At 72.0% G+C, this 12,956-nt stretch carries 12 protein-coding genes and 1 pseudogene; 7 read left to right on the top strand and 6 right to left on the bottom strand.

The genetic code is table 11. The features are described from left to right. Nucleotides 1-6: 6 nt before the first annotated feature. The gene (locus ACGFYH_RS19375; protein ID WP_393804347.1) at nt 7-894 is read right to left on the bottom strand and encodes an RNA polymerase sigma-70 factor; all 888 of its coding nucleotides are present in this window, start codon (nt 892-894) and stop codon (nt 7-9) included. A 173-nt stretch (nt 895-1,067) separates the two neighbouring features. Here ACGFYH_RS19375 and ACGFYH_RS19370 point away from each other — a divergent pair. Then, a pseudogene (locus ACGFYH_RS19370) lies at nt 1,068-1,599 on the top strand (alpha/beta fold hydrolase). On the opposite strand, the gene ACGFYH_RS19365 reads toward ACGFYH_RS19370, so the two are convergent. Continuing rightward, nucleotides 1,551-2,420, bottom strand: a complete 870-nt coding sequence (locus ACGFYH_RS19365; RefSeq protein ID WP_393804346.1) for an esterase/lipase family protein — start codon at nt 2,418-2,420, stop codon at nt 1,551-1,553. The pseudogene ACGFYH_RS19370 and the gene ACGFYH_RS19365 sit on opposite strands and share 49 nt — an antisense overlap. A 318-nt stretch (nt 2,421-2,738) precedes the next feature. Here ACGFYH_RS19365 and ACGFYH_RS19360 point away from each other — a divergent pair, with 318 nt between their 5' ends. From ACGFYH_RS19360 to ACGFYH_RS19335, 6 genes are all read left to right on the top strand, one after another. Beyond that, nucleotides 2,739-3,398 (top strand): HD domain-containing protein, encoded by a 660-nt coding sequence (locus ACGFYH_RS19360; RefSeq protein WP_393804345.1) that lies wholly within the window; start codon nt 2,739-2,741, stop codon nt 3,396-3,398. 47 nt (nt 3,399-3,445) lie between these two features. Beyond that, entirely contained in the window at nt 3,446-5,203 is a 1,758-nt protein-coding gene (locus ACGFYH_RS19355) for an NAD(P)/FAD-dependent oxidoreductase (RefSeq protein WP_393804344.1), read from the top strand. Between the two features lie 90 nt (nt 5,204-5,293). Then, nucleotides 5,294-5,878, top strand: a complete 585-nt coding sequence (locus tag ACGFYH_RS19350; protein WP_393804343.1) for an RNA polymerase sigma factor — start codon at nt 5,294-5,296, stop codon at nt 5,876-5,878. 54 nt (nt 5,879-5,932) lie between these two features. After that, nucleotides 5,933-6,676: a hypothetical protein gene (locus tag ACGFYH_RS19345; RefSeq protein WP_393804342.1), complete on the top strand. Its 744-nt coding sequence runs from the start codon at nt 5,933-5,935 to the stop codon at nt 6,674-6,676. Between the two features lie 97 nt (nt 6,677-6,773). Continuing rightward, a complete protein-coding gene (locus ACGFYH_RS19340) occupies nt 6,774-8,327 on the top strand; it encodes an ABC1 kinase family protein (protein ID WP_393804341.1) in 1,554 nt (517 codons plus the stop codon). A gap of 70 nt (nt 8,328-8,397) precedes the next feature. Next, nucleotides 8,398-9,276, top strand: a complete 879-nt coding sequence (locus ACGFYH_RS19335) for an SAM-dependent methyltransferase (RefSeq protein ID WP_393804340.1) — start codon at nt 8,398-8,400, stop codon at nt 9,274-9,276. A gap of 58 nt (nt 9,277-9,334) precedes the next feature. Here the strand turns inward: ACGFYH_RS19335 and ACGFYH_RS19330 are convergent, their stop codons facing one another. The 4 genes from ACGFYH_RS19330 to ACGFYH_RS19315 are packed head-to-tail and all read right to left on the bottom strand — an operon-like array spanning nt 9,335 to nt 12,954. After that, nucleotides 9,335-10,579, bottom strand: coding sequence for a wax ester/triacylglycerol synthase domain-containing protein (locus tag ACGFYH_RS19330; RefSeq protein WP_393804339.1), 1,245 nt, complete (start codon nt 10,577-10,579; stop codon nt 9,335-9,337). A gap of 50 nt (nt 10,580-10,629) precedes the next feature. Beyond that, nucleotides 10,630-11,952: an NAD(P)/FAD-dependent oxidoreductase gene (locus ACGFYH_RS19325; RefSeq protein WP_393804338.1), complete on the bottom strand. Its 1,323-nt coding sequence runs from the start codon at nt 11,950-11,952 to the stop codon at nt 10,630-10,632. Then, nucleotides 11,949-12,515 (bottom strand): flavin reductase family protein, encoded by a 567-nt coding sequence (locus ACGFYH_RS19320; protein WP_393804337.1) that lies wholly within the window; start codon nt 12,513-12,515, stop codon nt 11,949-11,951. Before ACGFYH_RS19320 ends, ACGFYH_RS19325 begins: the two co-directional genes overlap by 4 nt. Continuing rightward, entirely contained in the window at nt 12,487-12,954 is a 468-nt protein-coding gene (locus ACGFYH_RS19315) for an aromatase/cyclase (protein ID WP_393804336.1), read from the bottom strand. The genes ACGFYH_RS19320 and ACGFYH_RS19315 overlap by 29 nt, the downstream gene beginning before the upstream one ends. Nucleotides 12,955-12,956: the final 2 nt, after the last annotated feature.

The raw sequence follows: 12,956 nt of genomic DNA, 5'->3' as shown, positions 1-12,956 counted from the left end.
GCGGAGCTAGACGATGTCGGCCAAAGACCTCAGTTTGTCCGGGTTGCGGATGATGTACATCGACTGGATGCGTCCGTCGACGACGTCCACCTGGACGACGGCGTCGGGCCTTCCGCCGGAGCGGACCAGCAGGGCCGGGCCGCCGTTGAGCTCCAGGAAGTGGAAGGTGGCGTCGGGAACACCCTGCCGCGCGACGCCGAGCACGAAGCGGCCCACCTTGTCGGAGGTCTCCAGCACGCGCAGCGGCGCCTTGGCCTTGCCACCGCTGTCGCCCACCAGCCGTACGTCCGGCGCGAGCAGCGCCACCAGGCCGGCCAGGTCGCCGTCGGCCGCCGCGGCGAGGAAGCGTTCGGTCAGGTCGCGGCGCTGCGCCGGGTCGACCTCGTAGCGGGGACGTCGCTCGTCGACGTGTTTGCGGGCGCGCCCGGCGAGCTGACGGACCGCGGCCTCGCCGCGCTCCAGCATGGCGGCGATCTCCGCGTACGGGTAGCCGAAGGCCTCCCTGAGGACGAAGACCGCGCGCTCCAGCGGTGACAGCGACTCCAGGACGACCAGGACGGCGAGGGACACGGAGTCGGCGAGGACGGCCCGCTCGGCGGTGTCCGGCTCGGCGTCGCCGAAGTCGGTGACGTAGGGCTCGGGCAGCCACGGGCCGACGTACGTCTCGCCGCGCGACTTGATCTGGCGCAGCCGGTCGATGGCGAGGCGGGTGGTGATGCGCACCAGGTAGGCGCGGGGCTCGCGGACGACGGACCGGTCGGCGCCGGACCAGCGCAGCCACGCCTCCTGGACCACGTCCTCCGCGTCGGCCAGGCGACCCAGCATCCGGTAGGCGACTCCCGTGAGGACGGGCCGGTGTTCTTCGAAGACGTCGGTCGCGGTTTCGGTGGTCACCTTTCCATCCCAGCGGACGCGTCCGGTGGTGTCCAGGCGGAAGCGCCCCGCACCCGACACGGGGCTACCCGCTGGTAGCTCTTGCTGACAAGCTGTCTACCCGACGCTGCCGTCGTTCGCGTGTTCGCGTGTTCGCGTGTTCGCGTGTTCGCGTGTTCGCGAGAAGGAGCCCCATGTCCGCAACGCTCTCCTTCACGGCCCCCGCCGGGCACGGTCCGCCGGACATCGCCCTCGCCCACACGCGCGTGGGCACCGGCGAGCCGCCGCTCCTGCCGCACGGCATCGGTCACCACCGCCAGGCCTGGGACCCGGTGATCGACATCCTGGCCACCGAACGCGAGGTGACAGCCGTGGACCTGCCGGGGTCCGGGGAGTCGTCCGCGCTGCCGCACCGAGACACTGGCGCTCGCCCGTGCCGAGGGGTTCGCCGAGACACTGCGGGCCGGCCGGAGCGTGCTGTTCACCGACGACGTGCCCGGCGTCCCCGTCACCGTGGCGTGGGGCGGCCGGGACCGGCTGCTCCCGCCCCGGCAGGGCGTACGCGCGAAGCACACCATCCCGCGCGCCCGGCTGGTGCGGCTGTCGGGATGCTGCCACGTCCCCATGAACGACGACCCGGCGCTGGTGGCCCGCGGCATCCTCGACGGCAGCCGCGCTCAGGAGGCGAGCGCGGCGAGCACCTCCTTCAGCACGGTCGGGTTGTAGGGCATGCTCACGTGCGGGGTGTGGTCGTCCGGGTCGATGTCCTGCAGGACGATGTTGTTGACGTAGCGCCCCTCTGCCGGTTCGAGGGCGCAGGAGGTGTACGGGGTGACCACGTCGTCGTACCGGGTGGCGATGACGGTGTGCCGGACCCCCTCCGTCGTCTCGCCCAGATCGGCCAGTTCCCGCTGGAAGGGGTGGTCGTGCTGCAACTGCGGCCAGGCCGGCACGACCTCCCCGACGGCACCCTGTTCGATCAGTTCGACCGCCCCGGGGATCTGGCGGGCCAGGTTCATGAGTCCCTGGGCCGTGACACCGTGGTTGCTTGGTGCGATGCCCACGAAGTTGTGCACCTTGGGCCCGCCGCCCAGCGCGTTGAGGTAGTAGCGCGGCATCATGCCGCCCTGTGAGAAGCCGACGAGGTCGGCCTGCTGGGCTCCGGTGCGCCGCAGCACCTCGTCGACGAAGTCGGCGAGCTGCCGGGCGGAGTACCTGATGTCGCCGAGGCCGAAGATCACGGGATTGCCGTGCTGGCCGTAGTCGAGCCGGAAGACGCGGTGCCCGTGTCGGCGGAGCAGGGGCGTCGCCGTGTTCCAGGTGTAGCCGCGGTTGCCGAAGGTCCCGTGTACGAGCACCACCGGACGCGGATGCTCCTCGGTCGGCGGGGTGTTCCAGTCGTCCTCTCCGGCCCGCACGTCCACGGTGGCGATGACCTGCGCTCCGCCGGCCTGGGCTACCGCGCCAAGTCGGTGCGGCGACTCGGTGATGTCCGCGACGAGATCGTCCGAGTTGACGCCGGGAAGGCGGGGATTGAGGAAGCTCACGGTGTTCTCCCTTTTCTCGGGGAATGGAGCTGCGGTGATCCGACTTCTCAGTCTCACGTCCATCGAATTCCGCAACGATCCCTCGATCGGGGGAAAGAATTCACTCCTTGGGATAAGTAGGGTTCATCTTTTCGATATTTTCGAAAAGGAGGTCGGCACGTGCGCCCGGAGCGCGCTTCTCGCATCGTGCGCCGCCCGTTGTACGTCAACGCGCGGACGGAGAAAGGGCGTTGCGAAACGGGGGTCGGAGTGCGGCCCGAGCGTAAAGACAGATGAGACGGACACTGCCGATGGATCGCAGGGCGAGGGGGTTGGGCCATGGCCGCGAGGCCCGAAGTGCCGGAGGTTCCCGGTACCGGTGAGGGCGGGGCCGGCTCGTCCTCCGTTCCGCCGGATGCGCTGCCCGTGGCGTGGCGGCCCCTGCTCGGCCGGCCAGCCCTGGCGGAGCTGCTCGGGCATCCCCTCGCGGGCGCCGCACTGACCGAGATGCGCCGCCTGCTGCCGCCGCACGTCGCCGTGCACTCCCTGCGGACGTTCCTGCTGGCCGACGCCTTCGCACGGGTCCATGGGACGGCCTACGACCGGGTCGGCCTGCTGGCCGCCGCGGCCTTCCACGACGCCGGGCTGGTGGGGCGCACGCGGCTCGGGCGCGGCGGATTCCCGCACCGTTCCGCCCAGTTGCTCGACGAATTCCTGGCCGGGCACGGAGTGGGGACGGGACGGCGCACGACCCTCACGCGGGCGGTGCGCGAACACATGCGGCCGTTCCCGGCACGCGATGCCGGGCCCGAGGGGCGGCTGCTGCACTTCGGCGCGTGGCTGGACGTCACCGGTCGCGGTGAGCGCCACGTGCCCGGCGACCGGAAACGGTTGGCCGAGTCGGCGCCCACCCCCTGGTTCGCCGTGTCCTTCTCCGCCCGGGCGGCGGCCTGCGGGCTGCGCCGGGCGCTGCCGGGGTCCCCGGTCACCCCTCGGTGAACGGAGCCCGGCATTTCGCCCTTCCCGTCGCGAAAGGAACCGCAGACATGCAAGAAGACCAGCGTGTTTTCGATGTCGCCATCGTCGGAGGCGGCATCGGCGGGACGATGCTGGGGACCGTTCTCGCCCGTCACGGCGTGCGTGTGCTGCTGCTGGAGGGCAGCGGTCATCCCCGGTTCGCCATCGGAGAGTCCACCGTCCCCGAGACCACGTTCGGCCTCCGGGTGCTGGCCCGCCGCTACGACGTCCCGGAACTCGAGCACCTGGCGACCAACGCGGCGGTGCGCCGCCACGTGTCGTCGAACTGCGGGGTCAAGCGGAACTTCAGCTTCATCTACCACCGGGAGGGCGAGCCGACACGGCCCGACGAGTGCACGCAGTACCCCACCTGGGGCCCGCCGCTCGGCCCGGACTCGCACTACTTCCGGCAGGACGTGGACGCGTACATGTTCCACGTCGCCGTGTCCTACGGCGTCACCGCGTACACCCACACCATGGTCGACGACGTGAAGTTCGAGGAGGACGGTGCCACGCTCGTCACCCGGGACCGCGGCAGCTTCCGGGCGTCGTACGTGGTCGACGCCGGCGGCATGCGGGCGGTGCTGCCCGAGCGGCTCGGGCTGCGGCAGGAGCCGCCGTACCGCACCCGGTCGCGCACGATCTTCACGCACATGGTGGACGTGCGCCCCTTCGACGCCGTGTCGCCGCCGCGCGAACAGCACGGCATGCCCAGCCCGTTCAGCCAGGGCACGCTCCACCATCTCTTCCAGGGCGGATGGTTCTGGGTCATCCCGTTCGACAACCAGTCGGCCGGCACGAGTGAGCTGTGCAGCGTCGGCATCAACCTCGACCTCGACCGGCACCCGCGACCGGAGGACTCCTCGGCGGAGGAGGAGTTCTGGCACCATGTGCGCCGGTTCCCGAGTGTGGCGCGGCAGTTCGAGAACGCCCGGGCGGTCCGGCCGTACGTGTCCACCGACCGCACCCAGTTCGCCTCGCAGAAGGTGGTCGGCGACCGGTGGTGCCTGCTGCCGCACGCCAGTGACTTCATCGACCCGCTCTTCTCCAGCGGGCTCGCCGTCACCGTGATGGCGCTCAACGCGCTGGGCCACCGGCTCATCGACGCGGTGCGCGAGAACGACTTCGACACCTCCCGGTTCGCGTACCTGGACCACTGGACCAAGCGCATGTTCCGGTTCTACGACGACCTGGTGTCCTGCAGCTACATCGCGTTCGACGACTTCGACCTGTGGAACGCCTGGAACCGGGTATGGACGCTCACCACCCTGTACGGCACGAACGCCCAGAACCAGGCCGCCGTGACGTACGAGAAGACGCACGACCCCGCCTGCTTCGACATGCTGGAGCTGCCGCCGTACCGAGGTCTCCAGGGTATGGACAATCCCTGGGTGGAGCGGATGTTCGACCAGTCGAGGGACGCCGTACTCGCCTATCGGGCGGGCGAGTCGACGAAGGAGGAGACGATCGCGCGCATCTACGCGCTGCTGGGCGAGAGCGGGCTCGTGCCGGCGGTCTGGAGGACGCTGGACCCCGACAACCGATGCCCGTCCGGAGTGTTCACCCTCTGGCCGCTGATGAAGATCCTCCTGTGGGGCAAGTACCGTTCGCCCCGGCACGTGCGGGGCTCCTACTTCACCGGCGGTGCGCGGCTGGTGGGCAAGGAGGCGGTCCAGGCGTACACCAGCGAACTGCGTGCCGGCAGCTCGCTGGTGCACCAGACCGTGCGGGACATGTGGCTCAACTGGAACCGCGACTGGGCACGACGGCCCGCCCCTCGGAAATGAGCGCGAAAAAACATTTCCGCCGACCGCCGGAAGTACATATTCCGGTTTGCCGCTCCAGGGCCTCGGGTAAGAAAACCACATGGCCGACAAATGGAAAGTCGGCTGCGGTTCTCCCTGCCCAATCCGAGAGACAACGGGCTGCAATCCACGATGGTGCGACATTCCGCCTGCCAATCGCCCGCTGAATGCTCCTGGGAAGATATCTTCCAGCATCAGGACCGCCTCATGCGATTGGTTCGAAGAAGACTGCCGAATTTCCAGGACGCCGAGGACTGCGTTCAGGAGACCATGGCCCGCGCAGCCGCCCACGCCGCGTTGGACAGAAATCGACTCGGTTCCTTTCTGACGTCCGTGGCGCTTCGCCTCTGCATCGACTTCTACCGTGACACGGAGCGTCGCAGCAGACTTCTGCAGCGCGCAGCGCTCGTGGACACCTTCGGCACGACCGAGGAGGACGTCTGCGACAAGGACTTCGGCAGATGGCTGCTGGGCCAGGTACAACACCTGCGAGGACGGGAACAGGAGGTCATACTCGCCCGCGCCAAGGGCATTTCCACCGCGGAATTCGCCCGCATGCACAACATTTCAGTGAAAGCCGCCGAAGCCGCTTTCACAAGAGGCCGCGCCCGATTGAAGAGCGTGTGCGCGAAAGCCTTGGACGGCTGCGCCCACTAACGCCCGAAAGTCATCTCCCTTCCCATCGCAGAGAAATCGAAAGGGACCACACCCATGGCCAAGAGCAAGAACATCCAGGACATCTTCAAGGACCTGGTCGGCGATACGGCCGACAGCTGGAAGGAAGCGTTCGACGACCTCCTGAACCGAGAGGACTCGGGGTCGTCGTGCGACTCCGGCCGCGCCGCCAACCCGCTGGCCGGTCTCCCCCCGAACGTCCTGGGCGCACTGGCCGGGGCGGTCAACCCGGCGACCGCGTTGGCGGGTGCCGCCAACCCGCTGGCCGCGCTGGGCGGCCTCGGGAGCGGCGGCAACCCGCTCGCCCATCTCACTCAGGGAGCGACGGGCCAGCCGGGGAACTTCGCCAACCCGGCGCAGAACCCGCTGGCCGCGCTCGCGGGCGCCGCGGGCGGCGGCAATGCGCTGGCCGCTCTGAGCGGGGCCGGCAACCCCCTGGCCGCCCTGAGCGGGGCCGGCAACCCGCTGGCCGCACTGAGCGGGGCGGCCAATCCGCTGGCCGCGTTCGGCGGCGCGGCCGGTGCCCTCGGCGGGCTCGGTCAGCTGGCCGGAGGCCTCGGACAGGCCGCGGGCGGCGCGGGCGACCTCATGTCGCTCCCGACCCAGCTCACCCAGCTGCTCCAGGTGCTCCCCAAGCTCATCGAGGCGCTCCAGGGGCTGCAGAACCTGACCAACCTGCCGGCCCAGGCCGGACAGCAGGGCCTCGCCGCCCTGCAGGGCCTGACGGGACAACAAGGGGGTGACAGGCCCCAGGGCGGGCATTCCTCGACCTCGGGCTGACTGACCGGTCGTACACCACCGCCCCGCCGGCCGGCTCCGCGCCCGTGCGCGCCGGCCGAGGAACCGTACGCGTCCCACCTGAGGAGGATCACACACGATGGCGTCTGTCGTCGGCGATCGGCTGCGTCTCGTGGTCAAGGTCCTTGGCAGCCTCGTGGCCGACGAGGTGGGACAGGCGGCCCGGCTGCGCAGACGTCCGAAGCGGGACGCGCCCTTCCCGGCGGAGGACACTGAGGCCTCCGCCGGGTCCGAGCAGCGCCGCGCCAAAGCGGTACGGCAGGCTCTGGAGAGCCTGGGCCCGTTCTACGTGAAGCTGGGCCAGATCCTCTCCACCCGGCCCGACATGGTCCCCCAGTCCATCCGGGACGAACTGCAGAACCTGCACGACGAGGTCGACGTCCAGCCGTTCTCGGAGTTCGAACCGGTGCTGGTCCGAGACCTGGGGCCGGACTGGAAACTGCGCTTCGACGACGTCGAGACCGCCGCGCCGCTCGGGGCGGCGTCCCTCGCCCAGGTCTACCGCGTCACGCTGCCGGGCGGACGCGCCGCCGTGGTGAAGATCCAGCGGCCCGGCATCCGTGAGGGCGTGCTCGCGGACATGGCCCTGATGCGCCGGGCGTCACGGATCGTGGCCCGCGTCGCTCCCCGGTTCAACGAGGTCATCGACATCGAGGCGATGCTCGGCTCGGTCTTCGACGCCATGGAACCGGAACTGGACTTCACCGGCGAGGCCCGCAACATGGACGAGGCCCGCGAGCACGTCCGGCCGTTCCGGTCCCTTGAGGTGCCCCGGGTCCTGCACGCCAGTCCCCGGGTCCTCGTCCAGTCACTGGCCGAGGGGAAGTCGGTGCGGCACGTCGACCGCGACCACTTCACCGACGACGAACGCATGGAGATCGGCAAGGACCTGCTGCGCTTCATGTACCACGGGTACTTCGTCCACCGCTTCTTCCACGCCGACCCGCACGCCGGCAACGTCTTCGCGGCTCCGGGCGGACCGGCGACACTGATCGACTGGGGCATGGTCGGCCGACTGGACCGGCGCACCAGCCTGCAGCTGCTGCCCCTGTTCATGACGCTGGCGCAGAACGACGGCGCCGGACTGGCTCAGCACTGGGCTCAGATGGGCCGTATGACGCCGTGGGCCAACATGCCCGCGTTCGCCGCCGACATGGCCGCCTTCGTGCCCAAGGTCTCCCATCTGTCGCTGGAGGACATGAACTTCGGGGTCTCGCTCACCACCGTGCTCGCCAAGGCGACCAAGCGGGGTATCGGTTCGCCACCGGCCGTGTCGCTGCTCGGCAAGTCGTTCGCGAACCTGGACGGCTCGGTGCGCTGCCTGGCTCCCGAGATCACGCTGCCCGAGGTGTTCCAGGCGGAGGTGCCGAGGATCCTCTTCGCCCTGGGCCGCGAGTTCCTCGGCCGCAACCAGTTCGCCCGGAACTCCATGGAACTGCTGCTGGCCGCGGTCACCAGCCCTGACCAGGTCCGGGGGGTCCTCTCCGACGTGGCCAACCGCCAGTTCGCGCTGAACATCCACGAGCCCCGCACTCCGGCCGCGATGGGCGGCCAGCGGCCCACCCGTCCCTCCGGAAGTCTGCTCGCGCTGGGCGCCGCGGCCTTCCTGCTGAGCCGTCGCCGCTCCGGCTGACCCGGACCCGCGCCGGGCCGCCCCGCCCCGTTCCGCCTCGCCTCGTCGCGTCTCCACCCAAGGAGGTCCCATGCCCGGATCCACCCGACCGCAGCCACCGTCCGCGCCGGCCGTCCGCGCCCCGGACGGTCTCTCACACGCGGCGCTCTGGACGGCCGCCGCGCACGCGGCGGAGTACCTGCGGCCCGTGCCGCACGTCCGCGATCCGTGGGCCGCCGACTTCCTCCACACGGCCGGGTTCGAGGGTGGTCCGCCCGGTGACGGACCGATGCAGCGCCTGCTGCCCGACTGGCAGGTGGTGCGCTCCCGCTTCTTCGACGACTACCTGCTCACCGCGGCCCGTTCGGGCTGCCGTCAGGTGGTCCTGCTCGGTGCCGGACTGGACACCCGCGCCTTCCGGCTCGACTGGCCGACCGGCGTGCACCTCTTCGAGGTCGAGGTTCCCGCCGTTCTGGCCTTCAAGGAACGCGTGCTGGACTGCAGCCCGGTCACCTGCGGGCGCCGCAGCACCGTCGGAGCGGACATCACCGGTTCGTGGGGCGAGAAGCTGGTCGCGGCGGGATTCGATCCCGCCGGGCCCGCCGCCTGGCTCTGCGAGGCCCCGCTGTACTTCCTCCACCCCGCCCAGGTGACGGCCGTCGTCGCCACGATGACCGAACTGTCCGCCGACGGCAGCAGCTTCGGCGCCGAATGCGTGAACGCCGGGGCGGTGGCCTCGCCCTTGGTGGCGCCCTTCCTCGAAGCCCTCGCCACGGTCGGCGCCGCCTGGAACTGGCAGCTCGCCGAGCCGGAGGGCTGGTGGGCGGAGCACGGCTGGGACGCGCGGGTCGCCGATGTGTTCACGCTGCCCTACGCGCTGGAACGCCTTTCCCCGTACCTGCCGCTGGTCGGCGAGGCCGCCGCCGAGTGCGCCTTCCTCACGACCGGAACGCTGCGCGGCTCGCGCTGAACCCTCGTACGAGGAAGCCCCGGGCGCCTGCCCGGGGCTTCGTCGGACACCGCGCGGGTCACCCGCGTTCCAGCTCCAGCAGCGCCGCCAGCCACAGGCCGGGGAGTTCGCCGGCGGTACGGAGCGCCTCGTCGTGCACGACGGTCAGGCACGCGGTGTCGTGCTGACTGGTCAGCGTCACCACGCTGCGGATACCGGACGCGACGCTCGTGAAGACCGCCGCCCGCCTGGCCGCGAGTCCCTGGTGGACCAGCGCCGTGCCGAAGTTCACGCTGCTCACCGGTCCGGCGACGAGCCTGCCGTGCACCAGCCGGACGCCGACCCGGGCGCCGACCGACCGGGGGGCGGCCGCCAGCAGCAGGCGCATGGCGTCACGCCGCCGTCCGGCCCGCAACCGGTTCATCGCGGCCGTGACCCGGGCCAGGGCCCGCTGCGGCGACTCCTCGTCGCAGGGCAGCAGCATCCGAGCGGTGACCATGCGGTTGCCGGGGGCCTGCTCCTCGCCCGGAGCGCGGACGGACATCGGAAGCGCCACGGGCAGCGGCGGGTGGACCGTGCCGGTTTCCTTCAGGTGCCAGGTGCGGACGGAGTGGGACAGGGCGGCGAGGTAGACGTCCGTCACCGTGGTCCCGTGCCTGCGGCCGATGGCGCGGAGCCGGGCCAGCGGGGTGTCGGTGTGGCACACGTCGACCCGCCCGGTGCTCACTCCGTCGAAGGCCGGTTTCGCCGTCGCCGCACCGAATGCGCCCGCCAGGTCACCCAGGCTGCCGGCGAGACCGGCCGCGGTGGGCAGACGGCGGGGCAGCGGGGCCGGTCCGCCCTCCGTGTCGTCGCCGAGCAGGGCGCGGGCGGTGTAGGCGGCACCCACCCCGTCCTGGAACGCGTGGTCGGTGCGGTAGCAGAGAGTGTGGCGGCCCGCCGGGCCGTGCGCCAGCCAGACGTCCCAGGACGGCCGGTCGTCGGTGTCCATGGGGCGGGAGAGCATCAGCCGGCTGGTGGCCGACCCGTCGGTGTCGTCGGGCAGCCACGCCTCGTGCACATGCCGGTCCACCGCGATCCGGTCCACCCGCCGGAACCTCCCGCTCTCGCGTGCGATGCGGTAGTGCAGCGCAGGGATGCGGTGGGCGCGTTCGGCGACCCGCGCGCGCACGGAGTCCAGGGCGGGCGCCCGGCCGTCGAAATGGAACGCGAACACGACGGGGAGCGGCCGTCCGTGCGCGGCGCGGTGAAAGGCGATGTCGACGGTGCCCATGGGCACGGACGGCGGCAGGCGGCCGTCCGTGCCCAGGCGGGGTCGCAGCATGAGAACCTCCCGGTCGATTCGTGGAATGGGACACCATCGCGCGACCGCCGTCAGCAGACACGCCGGGCGGCCCACCCGTACGCGTCCACGCAGGCGCGCAGCAGAGGGGTCGCTGGACCGCCCACGGGCAGGCGGGGGGCCCTGGAGCGGTGCCACGGCAGTGCTTCGCCGGGTTCCGGCTCGCCCAGCAGGGCCGCGGCCACGTGCGCGCCGTGCGCCACGGACAGGGCGAGGCCGTGTCCGCAGCAGCCGCCGATGAACCAGACGTCGGGGAAACCGTGGACGGGCCCGACCACCGGCAGGTCGTCGCCGGTCATGCCGATCCGGCCGGACCAGCGGTGGGTGACCCCGACCCGGGCGAGGTCGGGGTGCAGGGAGCGCAGCCAGCCCTCCAGCCGGGCCCAGGCGCGCTCGCGCAGCGCCTGGAGCCGGGGGGCGGCGAGCCCGGCCGGGACCGCGGCGGTGCCTCCGCCCGCGACCAGCCCCCGGTCCGGGAGGAGCCGGAAGTACGGCGCCAGCGGCACGGCGTCGACGACGGAGTGTCCGGTGCGCCCGCCCAGTGCCTCGTACGCGCCGGGGCTCAGCGGCGCGGTGGCGACGGCGTACACCTCCAGCGGGAGCACCGTGCCGACCGGCAGGTCCAGTGCCTGTGCGGCGGAGTTCACGGCCAGCACCGCCTGCCCGGCGTAGAGCCGGCCGTGCGGGAGGACCAGCTCGGGGCCGACCAGGTCGCCGGGGCGCAGGGCCAGCAGCGGGCTGTGGCCGTAGAACCGCACCCCCTTGTCGGCGCAGGCGCGGGCGAGGGCGCAGGTCAGGGCGGCCGGGTCGAGGGTGGCGGCGGGGCGGTGCAGGAGTGCGGCGCGGTAGGGCACTCCGACGCGCTCGCGGATACCGGCCGGGCCGAGGACGGGAACGTCCAGGCCCAGTTCGCGGCAGGCGCGGGCCTGGCGGGCGAGTGCCACCAGACCGGCGGGTGAGCGCGTGGCCACGAGCTGCTCGCCGAACCGCAGCCCGCAGGGCACTTCGAGCCGTGTGCACAGGTCGAGCACCTCCCGTACCGCCTGCTGACTGGCCCGGTGCATCCGGCGTGCGGTCCGCGCGCCGAAGCGGCGCACCGCGCGGTCGAGGGCGGGCCCCGCCCGGGGCCCGAGCAGGCCGGTGCCCCGGCCGCTGGCCCCGGCGCCCGGCTGCCGGGCGTCCACCACCGCGATGTCCAGCCCGGGGGCGCGCTCCGCGAGGTGGTAGGCGCAGGACAGCCCGGCCAGGCCGGCCCCCACGACGGCCACGTCCGCGGTGACCACGCCGTGCAGTTGGGGCTGGGGCGGCAGTTCGGCCGGGTCCCAGTACGGCGTCCCGGCCGGCTGACCGGTCATCCGGCGGCGTCCGGCACCGGCTCGGTCAGCGCGCCGAACCTGCGGTCGTGCCACAGCAGCGGCCGGCCGGCACCCACGTGCACGGCGGCGACCCGGCCGACGACGAGGTGGTGGTCGCCGTAGCGGCGTACGTCCTCGGTGAGGCACACCGACCAGGCGAGCGCGCCGGCCAGTACGGGGACGCCGAGCACCTGCCGGGTGTCGGTGCCTGCGAACCGCTCGGCCGCGGTCGTCGTGGGCGACGCGAACCGGCCCGCCATGTCCTGCTGTTCCTCGCGCAGCAGGTGAACGGCGAAGGTCCGGCGGGCGCGGACGGCGGCGAGGGTGCGGGAGCCGTCGCGCAGACAGACCACCAGCAGGGGCGGGCGCGCGGAGAGGGAGGTGACGGCGGAGACCGTCATGCCGAGCGGACCGTGCTCGCCCCGCGCGGTCACCACGGTCACCCCGGCGGCCAGCTTCGCGTAGAGGCCGAGGCAGCGGGCGGCGCCCGGTCCGGGTTCCTCGTGCAGCGGGTCGGAGGTCGTCGCCGCCCGGTCAGCCACGAGCCGCAGCCGCGCGTTCATCGATCACCTCCGCGTCCGCCAGGCCCCGCAGCACGCGGGCGATGTTGGTCCGCACGGTCGACTCGGCGACCGGGTCGAGGATCTCGGCCAGCGAGGGGATACCGAGGTCGAAGGCGGCGGTGAAGACGACGAGGGTGCCGCCGTCCCTCGGCTCGCACCGCCAGCCGCCCTCGAAGGTCTGGAAGTCGCCGCTGAGCTGTTCGAAGGCGAGGGAGTGCGTGTCGGGCGAGTAGGTGTCGCGTTCCCGCCAGCGCATCAGGCCGCCCCGGAACTCGACGGTCCAGTCCGAGACGGTGGAGCCGTCGGGGAGCGGCGGCTCGACGCGCACCTCGCGGAAGACCTCGCTGTACTCGGGGTAGCGGCGGAAGTCGCTGATGCGGCGGTAGACGTCGGCGGGTGCCAGGTCCTCGGCGAGGGCGTGCAAAACCACGTGGCGCATGA

Origin of the sequence: Streptomyces sp. NPDC048392, assembly GCF_043200575.1 — a bacterium.
Lineage (GTDB): Bacteria > Actinomycetota > Actinomycetes > Streptomycetales > Streptomycetaceae > Streptomyces.
This window is presented reverse-complemented; position numbering and strand designations above follow the sequence as displayed.

Bases quoted from the DNA above. Each gene is read 5' to 3' on its own strand.
- ACGFYH_RS19360 (WP_393804345.1), top strand. From the start codon at position 2,739: ATGGCCGCGAGGCCCGAAGTGCCGGAGGTTCCCGGTACCGGTGAGGGC.
- ACGFYH_RS19355 (WP_393804344.1), top strand. From the start codon at position 3,446: ATGCAAGAAGACCAGCGTGTTTTCGATGTCGCCATCGTCGGAGGCGGC.
- ACGFYH_RS19350 (WP_393804343.1), top strand. From the start codon at position 5,294: ATGGAAAGTCGGCTGCGGTTCTCCCTGCCCAATCCGAGAGACAACGGG.
- ACGFYH_RS19345 (WP_393804342.1), top strand. From the start codon at position 5,933: ATGGCCAAGAGCAAGAACATCCAGGACATCTTCAAGGACCTGGTCGGC.
- ACGFYH_RS19340 (WP_393804341.1), top strand. From the start codon at position 6,774: ATGGCGTCTGTCGTCGGCGATCGGCTGCGTCTCGTGGTCAAGGTCCTT.
- ACGFYH_RS19335 (WP_393804340.1), top strand. From the start codon at position 8,398: ATGCCCGGATCCACCCGACCGCAGCCACCGTCCGCGCCGGCCGTCCGC.
- ACGFYH_RS19330 (WP_393804339.1), bottom strand. From the start codon at position 10,579: ATGCTGCGACCCCGCCTGGGCACGGACGGCCGCCTGCCGCCGTCCGTG.
- ACGFYH_RS19325 (WP_393804338.1), bottom strand. From the start codon at position 11,952: ATGACCGGTCAGCCGGCCGGGACGCCGTACTGGGACCCGGCCGAACTG.
- ACGFYH_RS19320 (WP_393804337.1), bottom strand. From the start codon at position 12,515: ATGAACGCGCGGCTGCGGCTCGTGGCTGACCGGGCGGCGACGACCTCC.
- ACGFYH_RS19315 (WP_393804336.1), bottom strand. From the start codon at position 12,954: ATGCGCCACGTGGTTTTGCACGCCCTCGCCGAGGACCTGGCACCCGCC.